Origin of the sequence: Granulicella sp. L56 (assembly GCF_009765835.1) — a bacterium.
In the GTDB taxonomy this organism is placed as follows: domain Bacteria; phylum Acidobacteriota; class Terriglobia; order Terriglobales; family Acidobacteriaceae; genus Edaphobacter.
Genome location: NZ_LMUS01000001.1, coordinates 676,102 through 699,981, shown reverse-complemented (window position 1 = coordinate 699,981; position 23,880 = coordinate 676,102). Strand labels below are relative to the sequence as shown.

Genomic DNA, 23,880 nt, shown 5'->3' with positions numbered 1-23,880 from the left:
TCCAGGCGGGCAGTCGCGCTGTTTGCGTCTGTCCGCATTTTTTTTGCAGACTGACTTACGGGAGATAAAAGATGGGTCGCTTTGGCTGGAAATATAGCGCGGTTGTTCCGGTATTGCTCTTGAGCTTTGGCTTGCAGGAGGTCGTGGCGCAGCAGGTGTCGTATGAACATGCGACGGCGAAGCAACTGGCTGGAATCGCCAAGGACAACTCGCGCCACTTTGGCGATGATCCCGACGATCCGGGGCCGCTGGCTAACGATCTTTCTTATAAGGCTTCGCCTGTCGCGGTAGAAAAGGCCATGCGCAAGGTTGCGGACTGGCAGCTTGCGCGGTCTGAGCCTTACTTCGACCGGATCTGGACGTGGAGCATCTTGTACAGCGGCTTCATGGCGACTTCGGAGTCGCTGAACGATCCGAAGTATCGCGATGCCATGATGGCCATGGGAACGAAGTTTGACTGGAAGCTGCGCTCGCACCTGCCGAATGCGGACGATCAGAGCGTGGCGCAGACTTACCTTGAGCTTTATCTGTTGAAGAAAGATCCGGCGATGATGCAGCCCACGCGCGACGAGCTGGATGCTGTGCTGGCTGCGCCGCGGATGTCGAAGATTCCGGGCAAAGAGCTGCCCTGGTGGTGGTGCGATGCTCTGTTTATGGGGCCTCCGGTATGGGCGCGGATGTATGCCGCGACTGGCGACCAGAGATATATCTCCTATCTTGACGAGGAGTGGTGGAAGACCTCCGACCTGTTGTATGACACCAAGGAACACCTGTACGCGCGGGATGCGAGCTACCTGACCAAGACCGAGGCCAATGGGCAGAGGATGTTCTGGGGGCGGGGAAATGGATGGGTCATGGGCGGCATTGCACGCACGCTCGAATACCTGCCGAAGGACGATCCGGCTCGCCCGAAGTACGTGAAGCAGTTGCAGGAGATGTCGGCGCGCATCGCTTCGTTGCAGGGCAAGGACGGGCTGTGGCGCTCGGGGCTGCTTGACCAGAGCAACTATGAGTTGCCGGAGATGTCGGGTTCAGCCCTGATGACGTACGCAATGGCGTGGGGCGTCAACGAGGGGATTCTGAGCAGAAAGGTCTATCGTCCGGTAATCGAAAAGGCATGGGCGGGAATGTTGCACCATGTCTACACCGATGGTCGTTTAGGATGCATCCAGCAAACAGGGGCCGAACCCGCTCCGTTCAAGGCCAGTTCGAGCTATACCTATGGCGTTGGGGCCTTCCTGTTGGCGGGAAGTGAGATTCGCCGCATGGGCAACCATTCTTCGGCAGGTAAACGCGTACATTGAAGTCGGATTAGGTTGTAGGATGAAGAGGTCTTGCAATTTAAAGTCTGTGGGTACTGTCGATGAAGCTGGATGGAGTGGAGGCGCTGCGTGTGCATCGGCAGCGGTTTGGGCTTGATGGGCGGGCGTTCGGAGCGCCGGGGCGCGTCAATCTGATCGGCGAGCATACGGACTATACGGGCGGCTTTGTGATGCCCATGACCATCGACTTCAGTACGGTTGCCGTTATCAGTCCGCGCGACGATGGGCGTGCCGTGTTTTATTCGCTGAACTTTGACGAAGAGGTCTCGTTCGAGCTTGCATCTCTGGGACGGACGCCGCAAGGACATTGGAGCGACTATCCGCTGGGCGTGGTGTGGAGTCTTGCCTTGGAAGGCATTGCCGTGAGTGGGTTCAGCATGAGCCTCTCCGGTAACGTGCCCGTAGGCGCGGGACTCAGTTCGTCGGCCTCTTTGGAAGTTGCAACAGCGATGGCTTTGCTGGCGCACGCGGACAAGGAGCTTCCGCTGAAGACGGTCGCGACGCTTTGCCGCCGGACAGAGAACGAGTTTGTCGGCGCCAAGAGCGGCATTATGGACCAGTTCATCGTAGCCGGAGGCGTTGCCGGGCGCGTGATGCTGCTCGATTGCCGTTCACTCGAATTTGAACTGCTGCCTTTGCCGTCTGAAGTGCGGGTGGTGATCTGCAACTCGATGGTGCAGCATCAACATGCGGGTGGCGAGTATGGCGATCGTCGCGACGAGGTCGAGGCTGGGCAGGCGGTACTGCGACAGCAGCGGCCGGGAATCGAGTTGTTGCGCGATGCTACGCTCGCGGACCTGGAAGCCTGCAAGGACAAGATGAGCGCGACCAGCTTTGCGCGGTGCAAACACATCATCAGCGAAAATGTGCGGGTCATGGAGGCCAAGGGTGCTTTGCTTCGCGGAGACGTGAAGCGGTTTGGCGAACTGATGATCGAGGCGCATGCAAGTATGCGTGACGACTTCGGGGCCAGTGCGCCGGAGGTGGATACGCTGGTGGAGATTGCGGTGCGGCAGCCGGGGTGTTTCGGCGCTCGAATTACGGGCGGTGGATTTGGCGGATGCACCGTGAACCTGGTCAGCGTGGACAAGGCTGAGGCGTTCGTCGAGGCTGTGCGCAACGAGTACAAGATTGCTTCAGGTATTTCGGCTGACTGCTTTATCAGCGCTCCTACGGATGGCGCGCTGGCGATGGCGGCGAAGGGCGGTGTTCAGTGAATCCATTAGCGCAGAAAAACCCTCATCGCCGGTTCAACCCATTGAAGCAGGAGTGGGTCCTGGTCTCGCCGAACCGCACGCAGCGGCCCTGGCAGGGACAGATGGAGAAGCCCGTCATTGCGGCGGCCCTGAGGTACGATCCCGATTGCTATCTGTGTCCGGGTAATGTTCGCGCCGGTGGTGCACGTACGGACAAGTACGCCAGCACCTATGTCTTTGAGAACGACTATGCGGCATTGAAGCTCGATGCTCCTTTATTTTCAAGCGACGAGGAAGGCAAGGGAATTCTGGTCGCCGAAGGGGAGAGCGGCATTTGCCGGGTGATCTGTTTTTCGCCGCGGCATGACCTGACGCTCGCGAAGATGTCGGTGCCTGAGATTCGGAAGGTGGTCGATGTCTGGGACGAGCAGTTCAAAGAACTGGGTTCGCGGGACGATATCTCTTACGTTCAGGTCTTTGAGAACCGAGGTGCGATGATGGGCGCGAGCAATCCCCATCCGCATGGGCAGATCTGGGCGAGCCGGTCGATTCCGAACGAGGTCGTCTCCGAGCTTGCAGGGCAGAAGGCTTATCTCGATGAGCATGGCTGCTGCCTGCTCTGCGCTTACCGGGAGCTGGAGGTCCGGCTCGGCGAGCGGGTGATTGCAAAGAACGACAGCTTTGTTGCCGTGGTTCCTTACTGGGCGGTGTGGCCGTTCGAGGTGATGATTCTGCCGCTGCGGCATATCGCCGATCTGGAGAGCATGACCGATGCGGAGCGGGACGACTTTGCCGCCATGCTGCAGGCGGTGACTTCGACCTACGACCGGGTCTTCGATACGCCTTTTCCTTATTCGATGGGGCTGCATCCGAAGCCTTCTGATGGGGAGGAGCATCCTGAATGGCACTTCCATGCTCACTTCTATCCGCCGCTGCTGCGGTCGGCGACGATTCGGAAGTTCATGGTTGGGTATGAGCTACTGGGTTCTCCGCAGCGGGACATTACGGCGGAGAGTGCGGCTGAGGTGCTGCGGCAGGCGGCAGCACGTTCGGTTTGAATGACCTCTCCGGGGTCCTGCTAAGGGGAAGTGGCGTGTTCGGCTAGAGAGAACAGGCAACGACAAGAACAACGGCGAATACAGGGGTCTCTCCACTGTGCCGTCGAGATGCGTGGTCTTGGACTTTAACGTTCTAAGGAATATCCACCGGAGTTCAGAATTTTGTTGACAGTTTCGTGTCGAATGATTTCGTATCGTATTTTCAAATTCGAACATTATATTCAAATTTGAACGAGACGGACTTTATCGAATGACTGCTGCATCTCCAACCGCACCTAAGGCCCCTTACCGCGCTCACCGCGAAAGGCAACGACGACGCATCCTGGTTGCGGCGCAGGAGCTCTTCGATGTGCGGGGCATTGACCGCGTTCCGCTGGCGGACATTATCTCTGCGGCAGGGATTCGGGCTTCGACGCTGTATGAGTATTTCTCGAACAAGGATGAGATCGTCTGGGCCCTGGTCGAAGAGGCGATGGGGCAAGCGTCGGGTGAGATTCAGGCGTCCACCGCAGGCACTGCGGGGTCTGCGCTGGCAAAGATCACTGCTTTGTTGCAGGCCTTCGGAGACGAATTGGCGGAGCATCCTGGGCGGGTGCGCTTTATGGCGCAGTTCGACGCGATGTACGCGCTCGACTGGCCGGTGGAGCGCCTGCTGGCGGTGGAAGAGCGGATATTTCCAGACCGCTTTGGGGCGTTTGCCGCTTTGATTCGGGACGGGATTGCGGATGGGTCGCTGCGCTCTGATGTGGATCCGGACCTTACGATGCACTCGATCGTGAATGCTGTCATCGGAACGCAGCGACGGCTGGCGTCCCTGGGAAGCCGGGTGGAGAAAGAGTACGGCCAGCCAATCGATCTTCTCTTCCGCGAGACGGTGCGCATCCTCTTGCTTGGCTTGCGCGCCACCTAGTTTGCAACTGTAACGAATGGGCCCTACTTCATTGGCAGCAAAAGGGAGACTTGCGATGCAAAGAACACACCGTCTGATGGTCCTGACCGCTCTCGCCACATTAGCGCTGTCGACAGCTTCGATGAGGGCCGCACAGCCGCGGTCGCCGCGGCAACAGCTCAACGCAGATGCGAACTGGAAGTTTTTGCTGGGCGATCCTGCTGGTGCCGAAGCGCCGTCTTTTGCGGATGCTAACTGGCGCTCCGTCACCCTGCCGCACGATTGGAGCATCGAACAGGCTCCGAACGAGAAGAACCTGACCGGCTCGGGCGGTGGATACTTTCCTGCCGGTATCGGCTGGTACCGAAGGACCTTCACCGCGCCTGCCAGTTGGAAAGGGAAAGAGGTGAGTGTCGAGTTCGATGGCGTTGCGTCGAATGCGACCATCTACCTGAACGGCAAGAAGCTTGGGATTCATCCTTATGAGTACACCAGCTTTCGGTTCGATCTGACGCACGACCTCGACTTCTCGAAGGCCAATGTTCTTGCCGTGCGGGTCGATGATTCTGAGCAGCCAAGCAGCCGCTGGTATAGCGGTTCGGGAATCTACCGGCATGTCCGCGTTGTGGTTACCGAGCCGCTTCATGTTGCGCCGTGGGGAGTCTTTGTCGGCACCCCTGAAGCCACCGACGCGAGTGCAAGCGTTCTTGTCCAGACCCGTTTGCAAAACGATTCTGCAAGTGCAGGCAGCGCGACGGTGAGGACGACGCTGCTCTCGGCAGCAGGACAGCCGGTTGCGAAAGAGGAGTCGCAGGTGCAGGTGGGCGCGGGATCGCATGAAGAGGCGACACAGAAGATTGCACTGGCAAGCCCTGCGCTGTGGTCTCCGGCAACGCCGACGCTCTATCGCGCTGTTACCGAACTGGTGCTGGCGGGCAAGGTGGTTGACCGGGTCGAGACCAGCTTTGGCGTGCGATCGCTTTCATGGTCGGTCGATAAGGGGCTTTTGCTGAACGGTCGATCCATCAAACTGGTGGGTGGAAGCGTTCATCATGACGACAATGTTCTTGGAGCTGCCTCGTTTGACCGCGCTGAAGAACGCAAGGTCGAGCTTCTGAAGGCTGCGGGCTTCAATGCGGTGCGCACAGCGCACAATCCGCCGTCGCCTGCTTTTCTCGATGCGTGCGATCGGCTGGGGCTGCTGGTGCTGGATGAGCCGTTCGATGTCTGGACGAAGAGCAAGGTGAAGTACGACTATGCACGCTTCTTCAACGACTGGTGGCAGCGGGACATCGACTCGATGGTGCTGCGCGACCGCAATCATCCGTCGATCATTATGTGGGGCATCGGCAACGAGATTCCCGAGGCGTGGACGCCGAAGGGCGGTCCCATTGCCAAAGAGCTTGCTGACCGGGTTCGTTCGCTCGATGCGACCCGGCCTTTGACGGAGGCGTTTCCTGGCGCGACTTATACCCCGAGTACAGACGCGGTGATGTCTCATCTCGACATCGGCGGCTACAACTACAACCTGAAGCAGAACCAGGCCAAGGACCATGAGCGGGTTCCGAGCCGAATCATGGTGACGACTGAATCCTTGTCGTCGGCTGCGTTCGATAACTGGAAGCTGACGCAGGAGCATCCCTACATCCTCGGGGAATTTGTCTGGACGGCAATGGACTATCTCGGGGAGTCGGGAATTGGAAGCTGGTCGTACGTGACGCCGGAAGAAGCGGGGCAGGTAGACAAGGTTGCCGCGATGATGGGCCAGATGATGGCCAACATGGGAGCGGATGGAAAAGATCCCTTCGAAGCGATGGCGAAGCCGAAGGATGCAAAGCCAGATCCGATGATGAAGTTGATGTTTCCCGGCTTTCCGTGGCATGCGGCGGATTCGGGAGACATCGATCTGACCGGCTATCGGAAGCCACAGTCCTACTATCGGGATATCTTGTGGAACGGCGGAGACAGAGTGTTTGCTACTGTGCGGCTGCCGGAGCCGGAGGGCAAGAAGATCGTTGCGATTGGTTGGGCGGTCTATCCGACGCTGCCGAGTTGGACGTGGCCCGGGCAGGATGGAAAAGAGATGCAGGTGGAGGTCTATGCCGGTACGGAGAAGGTGCGCCTGTATCTCAACGACAAGCTCGTAGGGGAGAAGCCGACGGGTGTGGAGCAGGAGCGCAGGGCTCTGTTCACCGTTCCTTATGCGCCGGGCACGCTCAAGGCGGTCGGCGTGAATGGCGATCGTGAGGTGACGACGGATGTGCTGCAGACTGTGGGCGATCCTGTAAAGGTTCGCCTCACGGCAGATCGCAAGGTGCTGCACGCGGATGGCGAGGACCTCTCCTATGTGACGGTGGAGGCGCTCGATGCGCAGGGGAGACTGCAACCCAACGCAGCCAGTGAGGCCGCGTTCACAATAAGCGGTCCCGGCACGATTCTTGCCGTGGGCAATGGAGACGGAACAAGTACGGAGGCGTATCAGGGGAACCACCGCGCACTCTTTCATGGACGCGCGCTGGTCGTTGTGCGGACGTCCAGAACGGCCGGGGAGATTCGGCTGGGAGCCAGCGCGGGGGGTATGACTTCGGATGAGATCGGCATTCGCGCTGAGCCGGGAAGCCTGGGGACGGAGCTGCGATAGCTGGAAGCTCTTCTCTGGCAGGAGCGCAAGAGCTTCAGATTTCACTTTGCGCTTTTTGTAGCGGCCTTCTTCCTCCGGCTTGGCAGGGCGACATCGCGAACGGCAGTTGGCGGGTCGCCTAGTGGCTGGGTTCCGGAGGGGATGGTGATGTTCTGGTAGGTCACGCTGCCGGGAGCGGGTTGGAAGGGCGTTGTGCCGAGGTAGATGGGCTCTCCTTTGGTGTTGGTCATGGCGATGAAAAGAGGCGCCGTGGCCTGCGCCGTGTCTTTGCCTGCGGTTGCTGCTGCGACGTTGAACAGGAAGTATCCGGTCTCGTCGGTGTAGGCGAAGCCGTAGGCCTCCTGATATGTTTTTTGGCCGTCGACGAGGAAGACGGTGTACTTGGCGTGGGGCTTCAGGTCTGAGCTGTAGACGCGGCCGTTGAGCACCCATCCGTCGGCGGAGGCCTGCGGCGCGGGTGTATCGAGTTCCTGATGGGCAGCCGTGATGCGCGTGACTCTGGCCGATCCCGCTTTGACGGCCGATTCGGCTGCTTTGACGCTGGGATCGTCTGCGCCATATTGCTGCTTGAGGGTTTCGGCGGTGCGCTTCAACTGCGAGAGGCGTGCCTGGTGGACCATCTTCAGATTCAGGATGGTCTGGGTAGAGCCGGTGTCGGCGGCGGCGAGGGTGGCGACAGTGGTCTGGCTGATCTGAGCGGGAGTCGGCGGTGTGGTGTTTCCGGCAGTGCTGCTTCCGGTGGTGGAGCGTGTACTCATGGCTTGCATCCTTTCGCTGCTCTTTCCCTTGGAATGGATTCGATCCTGATTGGCACGCGAGCGCTACTGCTTTTGAAGGCTGGCGCAGATGTTGTTAAAAAACGCATTGACGATGGCGAGGTTGGAGGTATTGATCTGGTTTGCGCCGCTGACGAGCAGGCAGAAGGTGGAGATGTTCTGCGTGGTGATGTTGAAGGGTGCGACGGTGAGGCCGGATAAGTAAACGGAGGCCGCGGATTCCTGGAAGCGATTGCCGGTGGCCGTGAGGGTACCTGCGGCGAGAAAAGCGTCGAAGAACGCATCGATGGTGGCGCTGTCGAACCAGAGTTGATTGTTCGAAAAGATGAGGTTGTCGGTGCTGATGATGGTGACGGAGGTGATGGAGCGCTGACGGTCGGCGCGCGCTTCCAACTGGCAGATGTTGTTTGTGAAGAGCACGGTGCCGTTGGAGGATGCAGAGAGAGTTGGGGCAGACTCCGCAACGGCGTAGCCGGCCAATCCGCTGTTGACCCCGGAAGGACGAGTCGTGGCGGCGGCTTCGATGGCGGTGCCGAGATTAAGAATGAGTACGGTCTGGGCCATCGGTGTTCCCCGGCCGCGGATGGTGCCGCCGCAGGTGAAGTGATTGTTGGAGATGGCGAAGGGGCCGAGGCCGAGGGCGACGAAGGCTTGGCCGAGGGCTACGCGAACGACATTTTCTTCCACACGGAGAGCGGGGAGGCCGGGTTCAAAGAGGGCGTTGGAAGACGCGGTGAGCGCAGTGGCGTTGGTGATCGAAGGAGGCGTGACGATGGCGATCACGATGCCGCCATGGATCCCGCCCGGATTGACGGGAGTGTCGTTGGTGGTCTGAGTCCAGTCGCGGGTTTCGAGGATTTGGTTGCGGCTGATCTCGACCATCTCGCCGATGAGGATGAAGATGCCGTTGGCCGCGATGCCGGGCTTGCTGCCGAAGTTGGTGATGGCGTTGTCGCGAATGACGAGGTTTTCGACGGAAGAGACGCTGATGGCCCCGTAAGGGGTCGAGGTTCCGGCATTGACGGTCCCGACGGTGGCGAACGAACTTGTGGTTGTGTCGGTTGCATTGGTACTGGCGGAGGCCTGCGAGCTTGCGGCGGTGCCGAAAGTGTTGACGGCGGCGGTGTCGCGCAGCAGGACGTTGGTGATGGTGTTTGAGGTGATGGTGAGATTTTCGATGGTGATGATTTCAAAGACCGTGCGCAGATCGAAGAAGCCCACGGGCCCGATGCCGCACATGCCCATGTTGAGGATGCGGTTGTGGTCGATGAGAATGTCGATCAGTGGGCCGCCAGCGACGATGGAGCCTCCGGGCGTGCCGGTTCCGGTAGGGACTGTGGTGGGCGGCTGCAGGGTTCCGGTGGTGGAGCAGGGGTCTTCCTGCAAGACGATGACGCCGATGGTCGAGCTGGTGTCGTTGCCGTTGGCGTCGAGGACGTCGAAGCTGCCGAGGGTGATGCCGTTGCCGCGCCCGCCCTGGATGAGGTTGTCGATGACGAAGACGCTGCGCGACCTGCCGCCGATCTGGATGCCGCCACGGTTTTTGGCGACCGCTGCGCTCAGGAAGACGGCCGTGTCCGCCTCCTGCACCATGACCGCTGCGGGATTGGCCGCCTGTTGCTTTGCGGTCGCCTTGGAACGCTTCTGCGCTATTTGCGCGGCGACCTTTTGGCTGGCCGAGGAGTTGGAGCTCTTCGCGGTGGCTGTCGCAGGAGCGGCTGCGGTTGTGGTGGCCTCCGCGCTTGCTGACGCAGGGCTGGAGGCGAGATCGTTGGTGACCGCTGTCGACATCCATTCGTTGAATATGGCGGTGGATTGGATGCCGACAAAGTTGCGGTCGATGTGGATCTCCTGACCGCTGACCCAGATGGCTGGCCAGATGCTGGCGACGTCCTGCATGGCGACGCGGTTGTCGTCGATGCGCAGCAGGCGAACCAGCTTGGCGAGAATTGCGGGCAGGGTCGATGCGGTAAGGAAGAGGTCTTCTACGGTGATGTCGATTGCGCCGAAGATGTTGAAGGCCTGAGCGCTGGATAAGACGGCAGGATTGTTTGAAGCGGCTTGAACTTCGATGACGTTGCCGGGCTGGACGACCAGATCTCCTGTGCCATCGATGAGGATGCCGACCTCATCGGTGTCGGCTTCGACGGCGAAGTCGCGCAGTTGAATGTGCGCCGAGCTTGAAATGGAGATGACGGCGTTGAACTGACCGGGAGGCGGTGCAGGTGCAGCAGCAGGGGGCGCGGCTGGTTGGCCAGCCGCCTGGTTCATGGGAGCGGGTGGCGGCGGCGCAGGCTGGAGAGAGGGTGAAGCGAGCCGGGTCTGGTAGCCGCAACCGTGGACGATGACGTCGTGGCAGCCCTCGATGAAGACGTGCTCGTAGTAGCGGCCGGGCAGGATGCAGACCTCGCCGCCTGCGTCGGGCAAGGCTTTGATGGCGTCATTAATGGAGGTGTACTGGCCGAAGCTTTCGACGCCATCGCCTACGGTGACGGTGCAGCAGCCGCACCCACCGCCCTCGCAGGGCTCGAAGGGATTGCGGCAGTCGGTGGCAGTTCCGGTGGCAAAGTTGACGACGGAGAGGCCGGTGTAGTGGTGGTGGATTCCGCGTGGCGGAGCGTTGTTGAGCTGCTCGATGCTGCCGTCGGCGGTGCGGGCGGCGAAGGTCCAGAAGTCGCCGGTGTTGAAGGAGCCGGTGGACGAGCTGAGGCTGAAGGAGACGGTGACGCCGTTCTCGAGGATGACTGCGGCTCCGGCGGCGGGGATGGGGATTGCGCCGGTGCTGCCGGCGGCGCCGAGGTCGGTGATGAGGGTGGTGCCGTCGCTGGCGAAGACTTTGCCGGACTGGTCCCAGCGGCGGATGCGGGTGTGGCGGCTGGGCGTGGTCTGGTTGGAGCCATCGACGGGGAAGCTCGCGGCGCTGACGTTGCTGTCGAGGGTAATGGTCTTGGCGGCGAAGTCGATGGTGTCGATGAGATGCAGCTCGCCGGGCAGACCGGCCAGCTCAAGGTCGTCATCGATGACTTCGATCCAGTTGCCGGGGGCGAAGCCGAGCACCTGGTCTCGGCCCATGCTGAGCACGGTGAGCTGGCTGGCTGCAACGCCGACGGAGTTGGTCACGCCGAGGATGCCGGTGACGCCGGTTTCGACCGAGGCATTGTCGCGCGACCACTTGAAGGTGGCGGTGCCGACGGGGCCGCCGATGTGGACCTCGACGCGGTAGTTCTGATTTTCCATGCCGGTGTAACCGGTGTTGGTCGTGAGGCAGCAGGGGCCGGAGGGTGTGTTGGCGATGGGCGCTGTGGTCAGCAGGCCGCTTGAGTCCGCTGGCCATGGGCTGCCCGCAGTGGCGCAGGTGACGCCTGCGTTCATGGCGGCGAGCTTGACCTGCCACACGGTCTGAAGGCGGCCCGTGGTGTCGATGCCGACGGCGGGGTCGATGAGGTTCGAGTCCTCAAGATAGGTGACCGCGCGTGTCCAGACGTCGAGATACGCTAGGAAGGTGCCGCCGCCTGCAGGCAGCGTGACGCCGGGCAGCCACGGTTGGCTGGTGAAGGAGATGGCTCCGGTCTCCGCCGACGGCGCGGGCTGCGGCGAGCCGGAGAGCTCGGCCAGGGCGGGGTCCCAGGTTGCGGCGGCGGGGTCGCCGTGATTTTCCGCAAGCAGGCCGTCGATGTACATCCGTCCGGGACCGATGGTGAGATTGCCTGTGCCATCGAGGTTTATAAGGAAGGCGTAGGGGGTGGTTGCCGGGTACGCGGCGTGGCCCAGCATGTCGAGCGTGCCTGCCTGAATGCGGCGCAAGAGCTGGGCGAGCCAGTCGTTCCAGTCGGAGTCGAGCTGGACGCGGCCCTGTTCCATGACGACGCCGGTGTAGTTCTTGAAGGGATCGAAGGTAAAACGGCTTGTATCGAAGCTCACGGTGCTGCCTCCTGCTGGTCTCTGTTCGTTCTGTTCCGTTTTGTTCGGTCTTTCTCTTCGCTCAGTTCTGGTAAATCAGTCCAAATTCCATGCCGACGGGGAGATACTCCTGCATGCGGATGCGCAAATCGGTCTCGCGCAGCGGGCCCAGTAGATAGTGGAAGACGCCCATTTCGCCGCCGTCGTCGGCACCGCGACGGATGCGATCGTTGGTGGTGGCGAGAAGTTTGCCATAGCCGGGATGCCCGTAACGCAGGGCGAAAAATAGCGGCTGCGGTGTGCCGGGAGCTTTCTCGACGCACTGGAAGCGCCGCGGCGTAATGGCCCCGATGGGCAGATAGCTGAAGCGGACGCAGCCGGCCTGCTTGCGGTCAGCGATCATCGGCGCGGCCCATGTGTCTCCGGGAGCGAGCCACGCCCAGAAGATGCTGTCGGAGATGAGGGTGAAGAGGATGGCGTGGACCTTGCCGATGACGGTGCAGCCGACGAGGGTAAGTTCTCCGCCGCTGGGGCCATCGGCTGCGGCGTCGGGAGCGGAGTAGGCGATGCCGGTGGTGGTGGTCGCGTCGAGGATGGTGTCGGATGCGCTGAAGGTGACGACTCTGGTTGCGCGGACGGGGCCGAGGATGGAGCGGGCTACGATGACTTGTAATCCTGCGGGTTCGACCAGAAGCGTAGGACTGGTGGGGAAGAGAGGTTCTCCCTGCGGGTTGACCGACCATCCGGGGACGAGCGTGCAGTGGGTGAGGTTGAGCTGGCCGAGGTGGCTGTAGCTGCCGTCCGTCAACAACGCCGGTGCATGCACCAGCGCCACAGGCGAAGGAGTCGCGGGTACGGTTGCCGGAGCGGCGGCGATGAGCAGACCGTTGAGGACCGCTGTGCTGGAGGCGTCGCCGGTGATGACGATCTCGTCTTCGAGCAGGAGGGTAGGGCGTGCGCCGTCGGCGGCGCGCAGTTCGAGGGTAGTTCCGGCGGGCAGGTCGATGAGGAGTTGTCCGGCGGGCGAGTAAATCTGCGAGCCGGTGATCTCGACGGCGATCAGGCCGTTCTCGGCGAACTCGCCAATGGCGAAGTCGATAGCGCCTTGCAGGTCGGTGTAGCGAGGAGCCGTAGCGGTGTCGGGGAAGGGAACGATCCACGCCGGGTCGGTGACGAGGAAGCCGGTGTTGCCGTTGCCGCCGGAGGCGCGGGCGTACTCTCCTCCGCCGAGGTCGGCGTTGAAGCCGTACTCGTAGGAGACTTCGACCGTGGGCGCGTGTGTGCCGACGGCGGTGGCTGGCAGGGCGAGGCGGCCGAGTTCAGGATCGATGGCTGCGGCGAAGGGACTCTGGACCGGGGTGTTGGCCCATGCGCCTTCGGCCCCGGCGAGGTCGCATACTTGAATCTCATATGGGTTGAGGGGCTGGCCGTTGATCGAGATGACGAGGCTGTTGCCGGGGCCGTAGTAGCCGGCTCCCACTCCGCGTTGGATGTCGTCGCAGAGGACGCGGCGGCGGAGACGATCGGGGACATTGTTGGGACGGGCGGGGTCGGTGATATCGGTTCCCTGCGAGAGAGCTTTGTGGAAGAGAGGGATGTCCATGCCGAGGGAGCTGAAGCGGAAGCACTCCGGGTTGCCGGGTGCGTTGGCGGCGGAGGGGGTCGCGGGAGAGTTGGTGATGCTCCACGCGCCGAGCGACCAGAGGAAGATGCCGATGTTCTGAATGTTGTAGCGGCCCTGCTCGGTGGGCATGACGGAGGCGATGCGGCGGACATCGACCTTGTGCGCGGTGCGGTCGAAGCCGGTTTCGATGTAGAGGCCTGCCTTCCAGTTGCGAACGTCGGGAGCGTAATGGTTCTGGAGGCGGATGTGGTTCATGTACTGGGTGTCGGCGAGGACGCGGAAAAACTCGACGGCGTGCGCTCCCCAGGCTGTGGCGTCGCGGGCGAGTTGTTCCATCACCAGCACGGTGCCTTTGCGGCGGCGGAAGGAGATGGTGTTGGCGACTTCGGCGCGTGGATTGTCGATGGAGGGGGCGATGCCCCGCACCGACTGGTAGCCGATGAGGTCGCCGATGTAGGGGATGACCCAGCGCGCGCAGGTTTCGATGAACTGGTCGTCGTAGAGCTGGTCGAGGTCGTCGGAGACGATGCAGAGCTGCTCCTGAATGACCATGAGTAGGGATTCGAGCGGGCCGCGCGAGGCCTTGGCGGTGAGCTGATCGAAGAGCGCCTGCTGGTCGGGCGGCAGCGGCGGCATGAACGGCGCGGTCAGCAGTTGCAGCGCGGCGAGGGTCGCTGCTTCGGTGGGCGTGAGCAGGGGCAGCGATTGGGCCAGTTGCGTATCGCGCACGCGGTAGACGGCGGGAAGAAGCTGGAAGAGATCGAGTCCTTGCATGCTCATGCCATCACCCCCAGAGCTACGGCCTTGGGATTGGGATCGAGGACAAGAACCTCGGCGGGTTGCGGCGGAGAATCAGGGCTGGCCACGGGAATGGCCGGGCAGATGCGCATGTACGATCCTGACGATGGACGGTTGAGAGTGATCGGGTTCGCATTCCACTGGTTGTAGGCGTAGACCGACCAGTTTCCACTGGAGAGGTCTCCGGCGGCGCTCGTCGCTCCTACGGTGAGCGTCTTCACGTTCACCGCGACGACGCCGGGAATCGCCTGAATGAATGCGGCGATCTCGTCTCCTGAGACGCCTTGCCCGAAGCTGCGGCAGGCGAAGCTGTATTTCTGGCGGAGCGACTGAACGATGGCGGCCTCGACGACGGTCGAGTCGTAGTTGGGGTCGTAGGCTACGTCGGCGGAGAAGCTGAAGAGCGTTTCGAGAAACGTGACGACAGTGAGCGGGATGAGCGGATTGCCGTAGTTGTGCAGCGAGGTGACGAGATTGCCGAGGGTCGGATTGCCCGGAGGCAGGGCCACGCCTCCGGCTCCGGCGACGGTGAGGAAGACGCCACGGCTGGGGCCGCTGGGAATCCAGATGGCATAGGCCTTGGCGATGCCTGCGAAGGTGGCGGCGTAGTTCTGATAGTCGGTGATGGAGACGGCACGGCCGAGAGTGAGGACGGAGAGCGGAGCGTTGCGGCGGACGTCGGTGATCGATTGCGGGTCCTGGCCGCCGGTGGCGGACTCGGGATTGATGACGCCGCTGACGCCGAGCGGGCGGTCGATGAGCGTGGTGATAGTGGCGGCGGCGACGTTGGTGGCTGCTCCCGAGCCGATGCGATAGGTAGCCTGAATATTGTTCTGGCCTGTGGGCAGCGTGGCTCCTTCGCCGCTGTTGCCGACGCCATCGCCAAAGAGGACTTCGGTGGTGCTGTCGGCCTGATTGAGCGTGGAGAAGACGGTGGCCGAGGGCTTCTGCTGGTAGAGGGTGGCGACTTCTTTCCAGGCGACTCCGTTGGCGCGGACCTGGAGGGTACTGAGCCGGCCGGTGGGAGTTGGCGACTGCACGTAGGTTAGCGGTTGCTGGCGCAGCACAAAGCTCTGGTTCGGCGTGGCGGCGGAACCGCTTCCCATGATCTCGCTGACGGAGCGGCCAGCGGTGGCGAGGCCGACGTTGGCGTTGACCGTGGTCATGGTGCGGTCGTAGCAGTTGGTCAGGGGGGACTCAAGCAGGATCTGCGTGTGCGGACTGGGTGTGTTGACGGCCAGCACGGAGGAGACGAGCGCGAACTCCTGTATGTCCGGATCAGACTTGCTGGAGGGGGAGAGTGAGAAGGCCGAGAGCGAGGCGCTGATAGTGCCGGTGCGTCCGCTGGCGTCGGAGACGCGGAGGTTGCGCGTATCGTCGGAGCCGATCCAGTCGGGGATTGAGCCGTCTGTGTTGAGGGGCAGGGGACTGGGGTCGATCAGCGTAACGATGTCGCCGGGCTTGAGCGCAAGGGGATTGGAGCCGTCGTCGGGCTGGAAAGAGAGGCTGGACGCGGAGGTGTCTACGCTGAGCTTCTGCGCCTTGCCGGTGATGGCCACGGCCTGCGCTCCGACGAGATCGGGACGGAAGGCATCGATATCGAGGATGGCACCGTAGAGTGCGTAGTCGAAGGGTTGGCTGGCGATGACGAGCTCTTCGCTCTGGGCCAGGACGGAGGTTGCTTGGAGCGGGAAATAGGTGCCGATGTTGGAGTCGGTGTAATCGGCGGAGAGGCGGGTGATCTTTGCGCTGATGGCGAAGCCTGAACGTGCGACGGGAGCAACCGAGGCGACCTTGTAGAGTTGAACGTCGCCGGAGGCTACAAGGGCGAACCATGTGTCGACGACGACCTTCGAGTAGGTGGTGTCGAGATCGATCTGGCTGCTGGAGGCGATGGTGAAGTTCTTCCATATCCACGAGGTTGGGGTGTTGACATCGATCAGGCCGGGCAGGCTGGTCTTTGCGGGAGTCTTGGCGTTGACGAAAAGATTGGGGTCGGGGGCGGTGCTGCCGAAGAGCGCGGCCTTCTGGCGGAAGGCGAATACCTTGGCGGTGGTCCACGTTGCTGGGGATGTGCCCGATCCGGTGCGGTGGGTGAGACGTGTGTCCCATCCGACCCAGGTGAGGCTGTTCTGCGTGTCCACGATGACCTGGTTGAGCGTCACCACGTCCCACTGCTCGTTGGGAGTAGAAGTGGGCGTCCACTCTTCGCGGTCGATGCCCAGAAGTAGAAGAGAATCGCCGGGGTTAAGTTGGGTGGTTGTGCCGTCGAGATAGATACCGTCGCCGCCGGGTGGTATCCACGGCTGGCCGGTGGAGATGGGAAGGGCGTTCCAGTCGGCCTTGGCAAGAATGTCGGCCGATGTCTCGAAGTACTGCGGAGACTGGTTCTGCGCGGGGACATTCTGTACCTGCGTGCCAGCGGGGATGGTGATGGCCGGGGTGTTTGGGTTTGACGGCAGGCCGGTTGCGGCCTTGATCGTGAAGGCGAGATAGGTTTCAGCCGAGATGCCCGGTGCGGGCTGATAGTTGATGAGGCGTGCAAGTTCGGTCAGAGAGCGAAGCTGAGTGGCGGTGCGCAGGTAGCTCTCGTTGGCGAGACGTTCCTGGTAGAAGGTGAGGATGTCGAGGACGACGGAGCTGGCGTCGAGCAGGGCGATGCTGAAGTCATCGGTGTCGCGGGTGGTGAGGTAGGCGAGCGCTGGGTAGTCGGCACTGGAGAGGCGTGCCAGCATCGACTCGCGGAAGGTGGCCCAGGTCCCGGTGCGATAGGCGATCGCGGAGAGGCCGGGCAGGTTGTTCTCGCCGACCGGCGTCTCGATACTGATGCCGGAGCAGCAGCCGCAGGTGCAGCCGGATGTGCCGGAGGTTTCCGTGCAGCTCATAGGCTCCTCACTTTCCACCCTTGAGAACAAGGGTAAGTTGACCGTGGTTGGGATAGCTGCGGTCGTTGTCCATCTGGGCGATCTGGAATGGGCCGAGCGGGATCTCTCCGTTGGCGAGATAGGTGGTGCTGTTGACGCCCTGCGGCTCGAAGACGGTGGCAGTGACAGAGGTGACGCCGGCGACTTTGCGCGCGGCGGCGTAGATGGGGCTGAGGTATACGGTTTGTCCGAAGGTGAAGGTGTCGGGAGCGAAGAGGCCCTTGCCACCGCCGGGCAGTGGCTGGCTGCCGAGGACCTGCAGTAGCCCTTGACGCACATCGGCCTGGAAGTAGCTGGGATCGACGCATACGGTCAGCTTGATCTGAAGGGGCAGGTACTGCGGTGATTGCAGTTGGATGTCCTGTCCGGCGAGGCGGTAGCGGTTGATGCAGCGGGTGAGCGTCTTGCTCAGTGCCGGAGTGAGGTTGCCTCCGCCTTTGGGTTCGGCGGCGATGAAGACGGTGTACCAGCTTCCGGTCCAGCGGAGGGTAGCCACGGCCTGGTCGATCTGGGTGTTGCGTTCGGCGATGGCCTCGTAGTCGGTCATGGTGATGGCGCGCTCCTGGGTCATGAACGCTTGCGGCGCGCGACGGCGGATCTGATCGGCGGTCTCGGGGTCTACGCCGCCCGAGGCTGGAAGGGGATTGGTGCAGGACTGGATGCGGCCGTCGCCGGTGGCGAGGAAGACGAGGCTCTCGGCACCGACATTGCCGGCCGTGCCGTTGCCGATGCGGCAGGTGGCGAGGAACTGGGTAAGGCTGTCGGGGAATTTGCCGTTGGTGTTGTCTCCGAAACGGAGATGGGCGGTGCCGTCGAACTCGATCTCGACGACGAAGCTGGTATCGGCGGCGCCGCTTTCGAGTAGGTTGGCCACGGGCTCCCATGTGGTGGTGTTGCCTTCGAAGGCGCCGGAGAGTGTGATCTCGGGGACGGCCTCGTCGGGGTCGTAGTGCATGAGGGTGCAGGCGGAGAGGCTGGGGTTCGGCTCTTCGGAGAAGCTGCGAACGGTGATAAGGTCGGAGCCAGAGGCAAAGGTGGCGGCGACGTTTTGCAGGGTGACATCGTTGAACTGCTCGACGAGGACGGGGAGATGCACGCCGACTCCGCCGGAGGTTGGGTCGTAGACGATGAGCAGATTGAAGAGGTCAGGCTCCGACTGATCTCCCTGGGCGAGGATGCCGAAGTTCGGAGGCCATGCCAGCGGATTGGCCGCCTGGACGGTGAGGTAGGTGGTGCCGCCGGAATCCACCAGATCGATGGGGCCGGTGATCGGGAGCATGGTTGGATTTGCCGGGAAGACGGTTGGCGATACACCGGGAGCGACGTAGGTGGACGGTACGCGCAGGAACTGGGAGAAGGAGTTGATCTGGGTGACGACGTAGTTGGGATCGGTGTTGGTGAGCGAGCAGTCGAGGAAGTCTTCGAGAACGACCGGTCCGGTGACGCCGACAGGGCCACCGGCGGGAGTGTAGAGCAGGGCAAGGTCGAAGTTGCCGGGGTGCAGGGTGTTCGGAGTTGCGATGATGCCGAAGTATTGTGGCCAGCTCCACGGGGCCTCGGCCTGAACGGTGAGCGATGTGAAGCCGTTGGTGTCATTCAGTGCGACGAAGCCATTTGAGACGAGGGGCACGATGCCGGGGGTGATCGGCGAGCCAGCCAGCGGGAGTGCGACGGCCTGGGTGAGCGGGCTGTCGGGAAGGACGGGGCCATACCGAACCGGCAAACTGGCGGGAGCGGACGGGGTGCAGCGGTCCTGTGTGGGCGGCAGGGGAATGGAGGGTTCGGGCACGGAGCCGAGAGAGACGGCGGAGAGAGTGAGTCCCTGGTCGGCGAGCACGTTGTTGCCGAGAACGATGCTGACGTTGGTGAGCGTCTGAGTTTTACCGGTCTGGTCGATAAAGGTGGAGGAGAGACAGAGGGCGAAGGGCAGAGCGTCCTCGCTGGACCATTGGATCTCAGTGACGGGCGTGGGCGTCTGCGAGGCGGAGAGGATGGTGTCGCCGCTGCCGGTTGCGAAGAGGGGATCGACTAGCGGCTGGCCCTGACTATTCTGCGTGGTGACCTGGGTGAGTCGCACGGCACAGCGGTGGCGGATGTCGGCGTCGGCAGGATTGCCGGTCTGGGGGCCGAGCACTTCTTCGAAGAGAAGTACGTCGCCGGGCTGAAGATTGGGAAAGCTGCCGAGCAGCGTGGCCTCGGTCGCGCCGCGCGGAAGGCAGCAGTTTGCGTCTCCCCAGGTGTAGAAGGCCATCTGATTGTGCTCGAGGTAGAGCACCGCATTCTGCATGGGCTCGAAGACGACGACACCGGCGTTGATCGCGGCTTGCTCGTTGCCAGCGCCGACTGCGAGAGACGACGGCATGCCGGGAGCGAAGCTGTAAAAGCGGGTGACCGTCTGATCGAGAAAGGCCTGCGCGTTGACTTCGAGATGCATCCAGGTGCGGGCGTTGCAGCCGTCGTGGATGGTGTAGTCGACCAGCAGCGCGTGGCGGCGGAGGGAGATGCGGCTGCGCGCGGTTTCGATGTAGGCTTCGGTGGCGACGGCGTCCTGCTGGTAGCTGAGGTAGTCGCCGACGTAGGCGATGAGTTCGGCGAGGGCGACGCCATGGTCGGCTTCGGTGGCCGCTCCCCAGTTGGGCAGAAGCTGATTGAGGCGGTCGAGAAGGATGGAACGGAAGGAGCCGTAGTCCTTGGCGAGATAGTTGATGGGCGGCGGCGTGGGAAGGTCGGGCGGGCAGTCGGGCGATTGTGGCGCGCAGTCGAAGTCAGGGCCGCATTCGACCTTGAAGGAGAACTCGACTTCGGACAGCTCGGGATCGAAGCCTGTGAGGGCTTCGGTGAGTTCGAAGGCATCTTCGCGCGCCTGCGCGGCGTTGTTGATCAGGCGCAGCGTGTAGGGGGAGAAATCGCCCGCTTCGGCGGTACGAACGACGAGGACTTTGGCCACGTCGGGCAGGGAGGAGAAGTAGGCTGCCTCCTGAGCGTTTGCCTGGGGTGGTGGGGGAGGAGCGGCGGCGGGTGCGACCCATTGCACGGCGATGTTGGTGATGCTTTCTCCACCGTCGATCAGGATGTTGGTTACGCTGAGACTCGTTGGAAGGGGAATCGGATTGAGAAAGTGGACGAGGAGGGTGCGCTGCCGTGGGCTCGCCAGTGGAATGGCGGCGTGGTCGAGGACCTCGAGGTAGTCGATGCCATTGAGCGTGGGGTTGCCGAGGATGGCGGCTTTGCGGTTCTCGTTGCAGCAGGCATAGAGGGTCACTGCGGGCCTCCGTAGACGAAGGTCTGGATCTCGGTGACGTCGGTGTTGAAGGGAGAGTAGATGACGGTGACGGTGAGTTTGGCTTCATCGACGTCGGCCACGACCGACTGCACAAGGACGTAGTTGCTGAGCCACTTCTGTAGGGCCGCCTGCACGGTGAATTGTGTGGCTGCGGCCATCTCCAGACTGTTGGGTGCGAAGGGGAGCTGGAGCAGACCGCTGCCGAAGTCGGGCAGGTTGACGCGCTCGCCGGGCGAGGTGAAGAGGACCTGTTCGACGAGCTGGCGCAGATAGTCCTGCTGCGGGTTGAGGGTGCGTCCCCGGCCGTCGAATTGAAAGGGAAAATTGACGTTTGTGTTCATCGCTTCTTCCTTATTTCGTCTTCCTTCACTGACAGAACTATGAAGCCAGAACCAGAGTTTGTGAGCTGACGGGCAGCATGGGCGTGCCGGTTGGCGCGCAGAGGGAGACCCCGCTCATGATGGCGACGGGCTGTCCCTGCGAAAACACTGTGGTTGCGCCGACGATCCACTGTCCGGTAATGCAGGGGCCGTTGCCTGCGGGTGGAACGAAGGTGCATCCGGCGATTGCGTAGGGTGCGGCGATGGTGGCGATGGGCATGCCGGAGACGAAGACGACCGGGCTGGGTGCGGTCGGGATGGCCTGGCCTCCGTGAGAACAGAGGACGGTGGCGCCCATGTGCAGAATTGGTCCTGGCATTGTCGATTCTCCTTAGGCGCCCACGACGGTGAGAGCGGTCTGGTTGATGGCTACGGCGGGGCCGATCATAGTGATGGTCGCGCCCTGCCCGTTGCTGAGGTAAATGCCCGTTTCGTTGACGACGATCATGGCTGTGCCCGCCATGAGGATGATGCCGCCGGTTGCAGGAGTTGGTGGCGCGTCACTGAGGATGAGGGTGTTTTGTCCGCTGGTCTGGAGGACGATGTTCTGGCCGGGCGGAATGGCGGGCGGTGCGGTGGCGAAGACGGGAACATCCGCGACGAGGCCCCAGAAGCCGCCGGTCCAGATGGGGTAATCGGGGTTGCCCTGCTCGAACTCGACCCATACCTGCGAGCCGATGGGCGGAACGATGAACATGCCGGCCTGCATGCCTGCGGCGGGGACGCAGGGAAGCGCCCAACTGCCGGGGATGTCGCCAAGCACGTCGGCGCATTGCAGCATGACGCGGCCGATCTGCAGCGGATCGACATTGTCGACGACGAGGCCGCGATATTTGCCGTAGTAGCGATTGGCGCTTCCGCCTACGCTGGAATCCTGTGGGCTCATACGTTCACCGTGGGTACTGTGGAGACGAGACCGTTGCGGGTCAGCGTGAAGCTTTGCTTGTATTCGCCGCGCTTGATCTTGTGCGTGACGCTTTTCACGTAATAGAGACCGTCGAAGGCGGGGCCGACGCCGCGTACGCCGACGAGGCCACGCGCTTTGAGGATGTTGCGATAACGGGTGACATCGAGCGAGCCCTCGCAGGTGACGACTTCGGCTGCCTGCGCGGCGGCTGCGAGGCCGACCATGATGGCTTGAGGAATCGGCATCTTGGCCAGGTCGTCTCGAAACGGCTTGAGGTCGGGAGGAATGAGATTAGTTGGAAAGGGCGGAATAAGCCCCAGCGGCGGATTGAGCGGTGTGATGGGAGGAATAGGGATAGGAATCGAGATGCCCGTCTCCTGATTGTTGATGTAGACGATGGGGATGCGGTTCTTCTCCTGGTTGAATTTGAAGTGCAGGCTCTCGATGTTGGTGTAGGCGTCCATGTCGGCGTTGAGAGAGGGCTGAGGAGTGCCGACTTTAATCTGAGGCCCCCAGTAGGCTTTGCTCATGCCGGGGACGGGGCCGGGATCGATGTAGAAGACATAGCCCACCTGGTCGGCGAGATAACGGATGTAGGCGAGGTCGGTGCCTTGCTGCGCGGGGATCTGATCAATCGGCAGTTGCAGGCAGAGCAGGATGCTGGGGATGACCAGAGGAATGACGCCGAAGAGCGCATACTTGGCCACGAGCAGGGCGACACGCACCTCGGGCGGCATGGCAGGGAAGGGAAAGCCGCTCCAGTCGGATTGGTCCATGAGCGCGGTGAGGTCTTTGCCGGTGATGGTGAGGGTCGAGTTGGAGCCTTTGTCGCCGGGTGAGATCTCGTTGTTGGTAATGACACCGTCGATCAGCACGGTCGCTACTCCGTTGACGGTGGCGATCAGGACGACGCGCATGAAGAGCAGAGGCATGCCGCCGGTGAGGAGAAAGAGAATCTGCAATGGGGATTGCTTGTCGATGCTAAAGACGAGTTGAAATCCGCTCTGGCCTACGTCCTCGGTTTTGACCTCGACCTCCGCGAGGGAATCGAGCACGACGCGCGGCACCGTGAGCGGAACCACGGGGCCGATCATCAACGTGAGTTGAACGCTACCGAGCAAGATTTTCTCCTTACCCTTCTTTAAGTGTTTGGCACGCCGGGCACGCCCTGCGGCGTGACAATGGCGAGGACATGTCCGGGATTGGCGAGCAGGTCGTTGGGGGCGATGGCTCCATTGGCATCGCAGAGCAGCCAGAAGATCAGCGGGTCGCCAAGATATTTGGCGGCGATGAGGTCGAGCCGGTCGCCCTGATGCACGGTGTGCTGGGCGATGGTGGCGAAGTTGGGCGCGCCGGGCTGAGGCACAAAGCGCCGTGCCAGATACGTGATCACCTCGCCATTGGGCGCGGTGTATTGCAATGTGGCTGAACCGTAGTAGCGGCTGTCGGTGGGAAAGCTTACCGACGGCACCACGCCCAGTTGGATGAGGGTTTGCAGAGGGTAGTTCATGGCAGGCCTCCAAGTCCGAGAACGGTGAGGGCGACGGATTTTGCCTTCGCCGCGAGCGCTTCCTTGTTGCTGAGGTAGGCCATGAAGAGATGGCCGCCGGGATGCTGGAAACCGAGGTCGTCGATCGTGAGCACGCGCATACCGAGCGAGACCTTGGCACGGATGGGATTGAGCGAGGTGTCGAAGGCCTCTTCGGTGATGGAGAACTCGGTGAGCCGGACGGGTGCGACGCGATTCTTGCTCCAGACGAAGAGGGTGAGCGGTTGTTCGAGCGGGATGATCTCGAGCGTACCGGCGTTGGCCATGTTGTCGTCGGCGATGAGTGTTTCGACGGTGGGGTTGATGAGCATCTCCAACTGGGCAAGCTGCGGATGCAGGCCATACTGCACGGCGTTGGGGAACTGCGAGGGAAATTCGAGCTGGTCGGTCGCGTCGAGCTCGGCCTCGATCTTGATGGTCTCGATGGCGGGGCCGCGCAGGCGCAGGGCGTCGACGCGAGTGCCGTCGGTGCCGCCGGGCAGGGATTGAATCTGAAGCGTGCGCGAGAGCGAGTCAGGATTGTATTGCAGCGCGATGATGGTCTGCACCGTGGACGTGGTGGGGTCCATCGTGACCAGGCCACCTTTCACGAGACGGGGCGAAATGGGAGACGACGTGCTCATTGGAAATCCA

The 23,880-nt window shown here is 62.2% G+C and carries 16 protein-coding genes; 5 read left to right on the top strand and 11 right to left on the bottom strand.

From position 1 onward, the window contains the following. Positions 1–71 precede the first annotated feature (71 nt). The 5 genes from GSQ81_RS02865 to GSQ81_RS02845 all read left to right on the top strand — a co-directional run bounded on the left by GSQ81_RS02865 (position 72) and on the right by GSQ81_RS02845 (position 7,106). Positions 72–1,304, top strand: a complete 1,233-nt coding sequence (locus GSQ81_RS02865; protein ID WP_158909210.1) for a glycoside hydrolase family 105 protein — start codon at positions 72–74, stop codon at positions 1,302–1,304. 59 nt (positions 1,305–1,363) lie between these two features. After that, positions 1,364–2,539: a galactokinase gene (gene galK, locus GSQ81_RS02860; protein WP_158909209.1), complete on the top strand. Its 1,176-nt coding sequence runs from the start codon at positions 1,364–1,366 to the stop codon at positions 2,537–2,539. Beyond that, entirely contained in the window at positions 2,536–3,576 is a 1,041-nt protein-coding gene (locus tag GSQ81_RS02855) for a UDP-glucose--hexose-1-phosphate uridylyltransferase (RefSeq protein WP_158909208.1), read from the top strand. The genes galK and GSQ81_RS02855 overlap by 4 nt, the downstream gene beginning before the upstream one ends. Positions 3,577–3,826: 250 nt before the next feature. Then, positions 3,827–4,486, top strand: coding sequence for a TetR/AcrR family transcriptional regulator (locus GSQ81_RS02850; RefSeq protein WP_158909207.1), 660 nt, complete (start codon positions 3,827–3,829; stop codon positions 4,484–4,486). 55 nt (positions 4,487–4,541) lie between these two features. Continuing rightward, positions 4,542–7,106, top strand: a complete 2,565-nt coding sequence (locus GSQ81_RS02845; RefSeq protein ID WP_158909206.1) for a glycoside hydrolase family 2 TIM barrel-domain containing protein — start codon at positions 4,542–4,544, stop codon at positions 7,104–7,106. A 41-nt stretch (positions 7,107–7,147) separates the two neighbouring features. Here GSQ81_RS02845 and GSQ81_RS02840 read toward each other — a convergent pair whose 3' ends face one another. The 11 genes from GSQ81_RS02840 to GSQ81_RS02790 form a co-directional block, all read right to left on the bottom strand. Then, positions 7,148–7,864: a hypothetical protein gene (locus tag GSQ81_RS02840; protein ID WP_158909205.1), complete on the bottom strand. Its 717-nt coding sequence runs from the start codon at positions 7,862–7,864 to the stop codon at positions 7,148–7,150. Positions 7,865–7,927: 63 nt separating this feature from the next. After that, complete coding sequence (locus GSQ81_RS02835; RefSeq protein WP_158909204.1) at positions 7,928–11,803, bottom strand: DUF6519 domain-containing protein; 3,876 nt, start codon at positions 11,801–11,803, stop codon at positions 7,928–7,930. 61 nt (positions 11,804–11,864) lie between these two features. Then, positions 11,865–14,186 (bottom strand): hypothetical protein, encoded by a 2,322-nt coding sequence (locus GSQ81_RS02830; RefSeq protein ID WP_254059954.1) that lies wholly within the window; start codon positions 14,184–14,186, stop codon positions 11,865–11,867. Further along, a complete protein-coding gene (locus tag GSQ81_RS02825) occupies positions 14,183–17,089 on the bottom strand; it encodes a putative baseplate assembly protein (protein WP_158909203.1) in 2,907 nt (968 codons plus the stop codon). Before GSQ81_RS02825 ends, GSQ81_RS02830 begins: the two co-directional genes overlap by 4 nt. Positions 17,090–17,096: 7 nt before the next feature. After that, positions 17,097–20,390 (bottom strand): putative baseplate assembly protein, encoded by a 3,294-nt coding sequence (locus GSQ81_RS02820; RefSeq protein ID WP_158909202.1) that lies wholly within the window; start codon positions 20,388–20,390, stop codon positions 17,097–17,099. Beyond that, on the bottom strand, positions 20,387–20,752 hold the full coding sequence (locus tag GSQ81_RS02815) for a GPW/gp25 family protein (RefSeq protein WP_158909201.1): 366 nt from the start codon (positions 20,750–20,752) through the stop codon (positions 20,387–20,389). Before GSQ81_RS02815 ends, GSQ81_RS02820 begins: the two co-directional genes overlap by 4 nt. A gap of 37 nt (positions 20,753–20,789) precedes the next feature. Further along, entirely contained in the window at positions 20,790–21,110 is a 321-nt protein-coding gene (locus GSQ81_RS02810; protein WP_158909200.1) for a hypothetical protein, read from the bottom strand. Positions 21,111–21,122: 12 nt separating this feature from the next. Continuing rightward, the gene (locus tag GSQ81_RS02805; RefSeq protein WP_158909199.1) at positions 21,123–21,677 is read right to left on the bottom strand and encodes a phage baseplate assembly protein V; all 555 of its coding nucleotides are present in this window, start codon (positions 21,675–21,677) and stop codon (positions 21,123–21,125) included. Continuing rightward, positions 21,674–22,819 carry a hypothetical protein gene (locus tag GSQ81_RS02800; protein WP_174237928.1) on the bottom strand — a complete coding sequence of 382 codons (1,146 nt, stop codon included), beginning with the start codon at positions 22,817–22,819 and terminating at the stop codon, positions 21,674–21,676. The genes GSQ81_RS02805 and GSQ81_RS02800 overlap by 4 nt, the downstream gene beginning before the upstream one ends. Before the next feature lie 20 nt (positions 22,820–22,839). Further along, a complete protein-coding gene (locus GSQ81_RS02795) occupies positions 22,840–23,208 on the bottom strand; it encodes a LysM domain-containing protein (protein ID WP_158909198.1) in 369 nt (122 codons plus the stop codon). Beyond that, entirely contained in the window at positions 23,205–23,870 is a 666-nt protein-coding gene (locus GSQ81_RS02790; protein WP_158909197.1) for a hypothetical protein, read from the bottom strand. The genes GSQ81_RS02795 and GSQ81_RS02790 overlap by 4 nt, the downstream gene beginning before the upstream one ends. Positions 23,871–23,880: the final 10 nt, after the last annotated feature.

Coding starts and splice junctions, on each gene's coding strand:
- GSQ81_RS02865 (WP_158909210.1), top strand. CDS start 72: ATGGGTCGCTTTGGCTGGAAATATAGCGCGGTTGTTCCGGTATTGCTC.
- galK (WP_158909209.1), top strand. CDS start 1,364: ATGAAGCTGGATGGAGTGGAGGCGCTGCGTGTGCATCGGCAGCGGTTT.
- GSQ81_RS02850 (WP_158909207.1), top strand. CDS start 3,827: ATGACTGCTGCATCTCCAACCGCACCTAAGGCCCCTTACCGCGCTCAC.
- GSQ81_RS02845 (WP_158909206.1), top strand. CDS start 4,542: ATGCAAAGAACACACCGTCTGATGGTCCTGACCGCTCTCGCCACATTA.
- GSQ81_RS02840 (WP_158909205.1), bottom strand. CDS start 7,864: ATGAGTACACGCTCCACCACCGGAAGCAGCACTGCCGGAAACACCACA.
- GSQ81_RS02830 (WP_254059954.1), bottom strand. CDS start 14,186: ATGAGCATGCAAGGACTCGATCTCTTCCAGCTTCTTCCCGCCGTCTAC.
- GSQ81_RS02825 (WP_158909203.1), bottom strand. CDS start 17,089: ATGAGCTGCACGGAAACCTCCGGCACATCCGGCTGCACCTGCGGCTGC.
- GSQ81_RS02815 (WP_158909201.1), bottom strand. CDS start 20,752: ATGAACACAAACGTCAATTTTCCCTTTCAATTCGACGGCCGGGGACGC.
- GSQ81_RS02810 (WP_158909200.1), bottom strand. CDS start 21,110: ATGCCAGGACCAATTCTGCACATGGGCGCCACCGTCCTCTGTTCTCAC.
- GSQ81_RS02805 (WP_158909199.1), bottom strand. CDS start 21,677: ATGAGCCCACAGGATTCCAGCGTAGGCGGAAGCGCCAATCGCTACTAC.
- GSQ81_RS02795 (WP_158909198.1), bottom strand. CDS start 23,208: ATGAACTACCCTCTGCAAACCCTCATCCAACTGGGCGTGGTGCCGTCG.
- GSQ81_RS02790 (WP_158909197.1), bottom strand. CDS start 23,870: ATGAGCACGTCGTCTCCCATTTCGCCCCGTCTCGTGAAAGGTGGCCTG.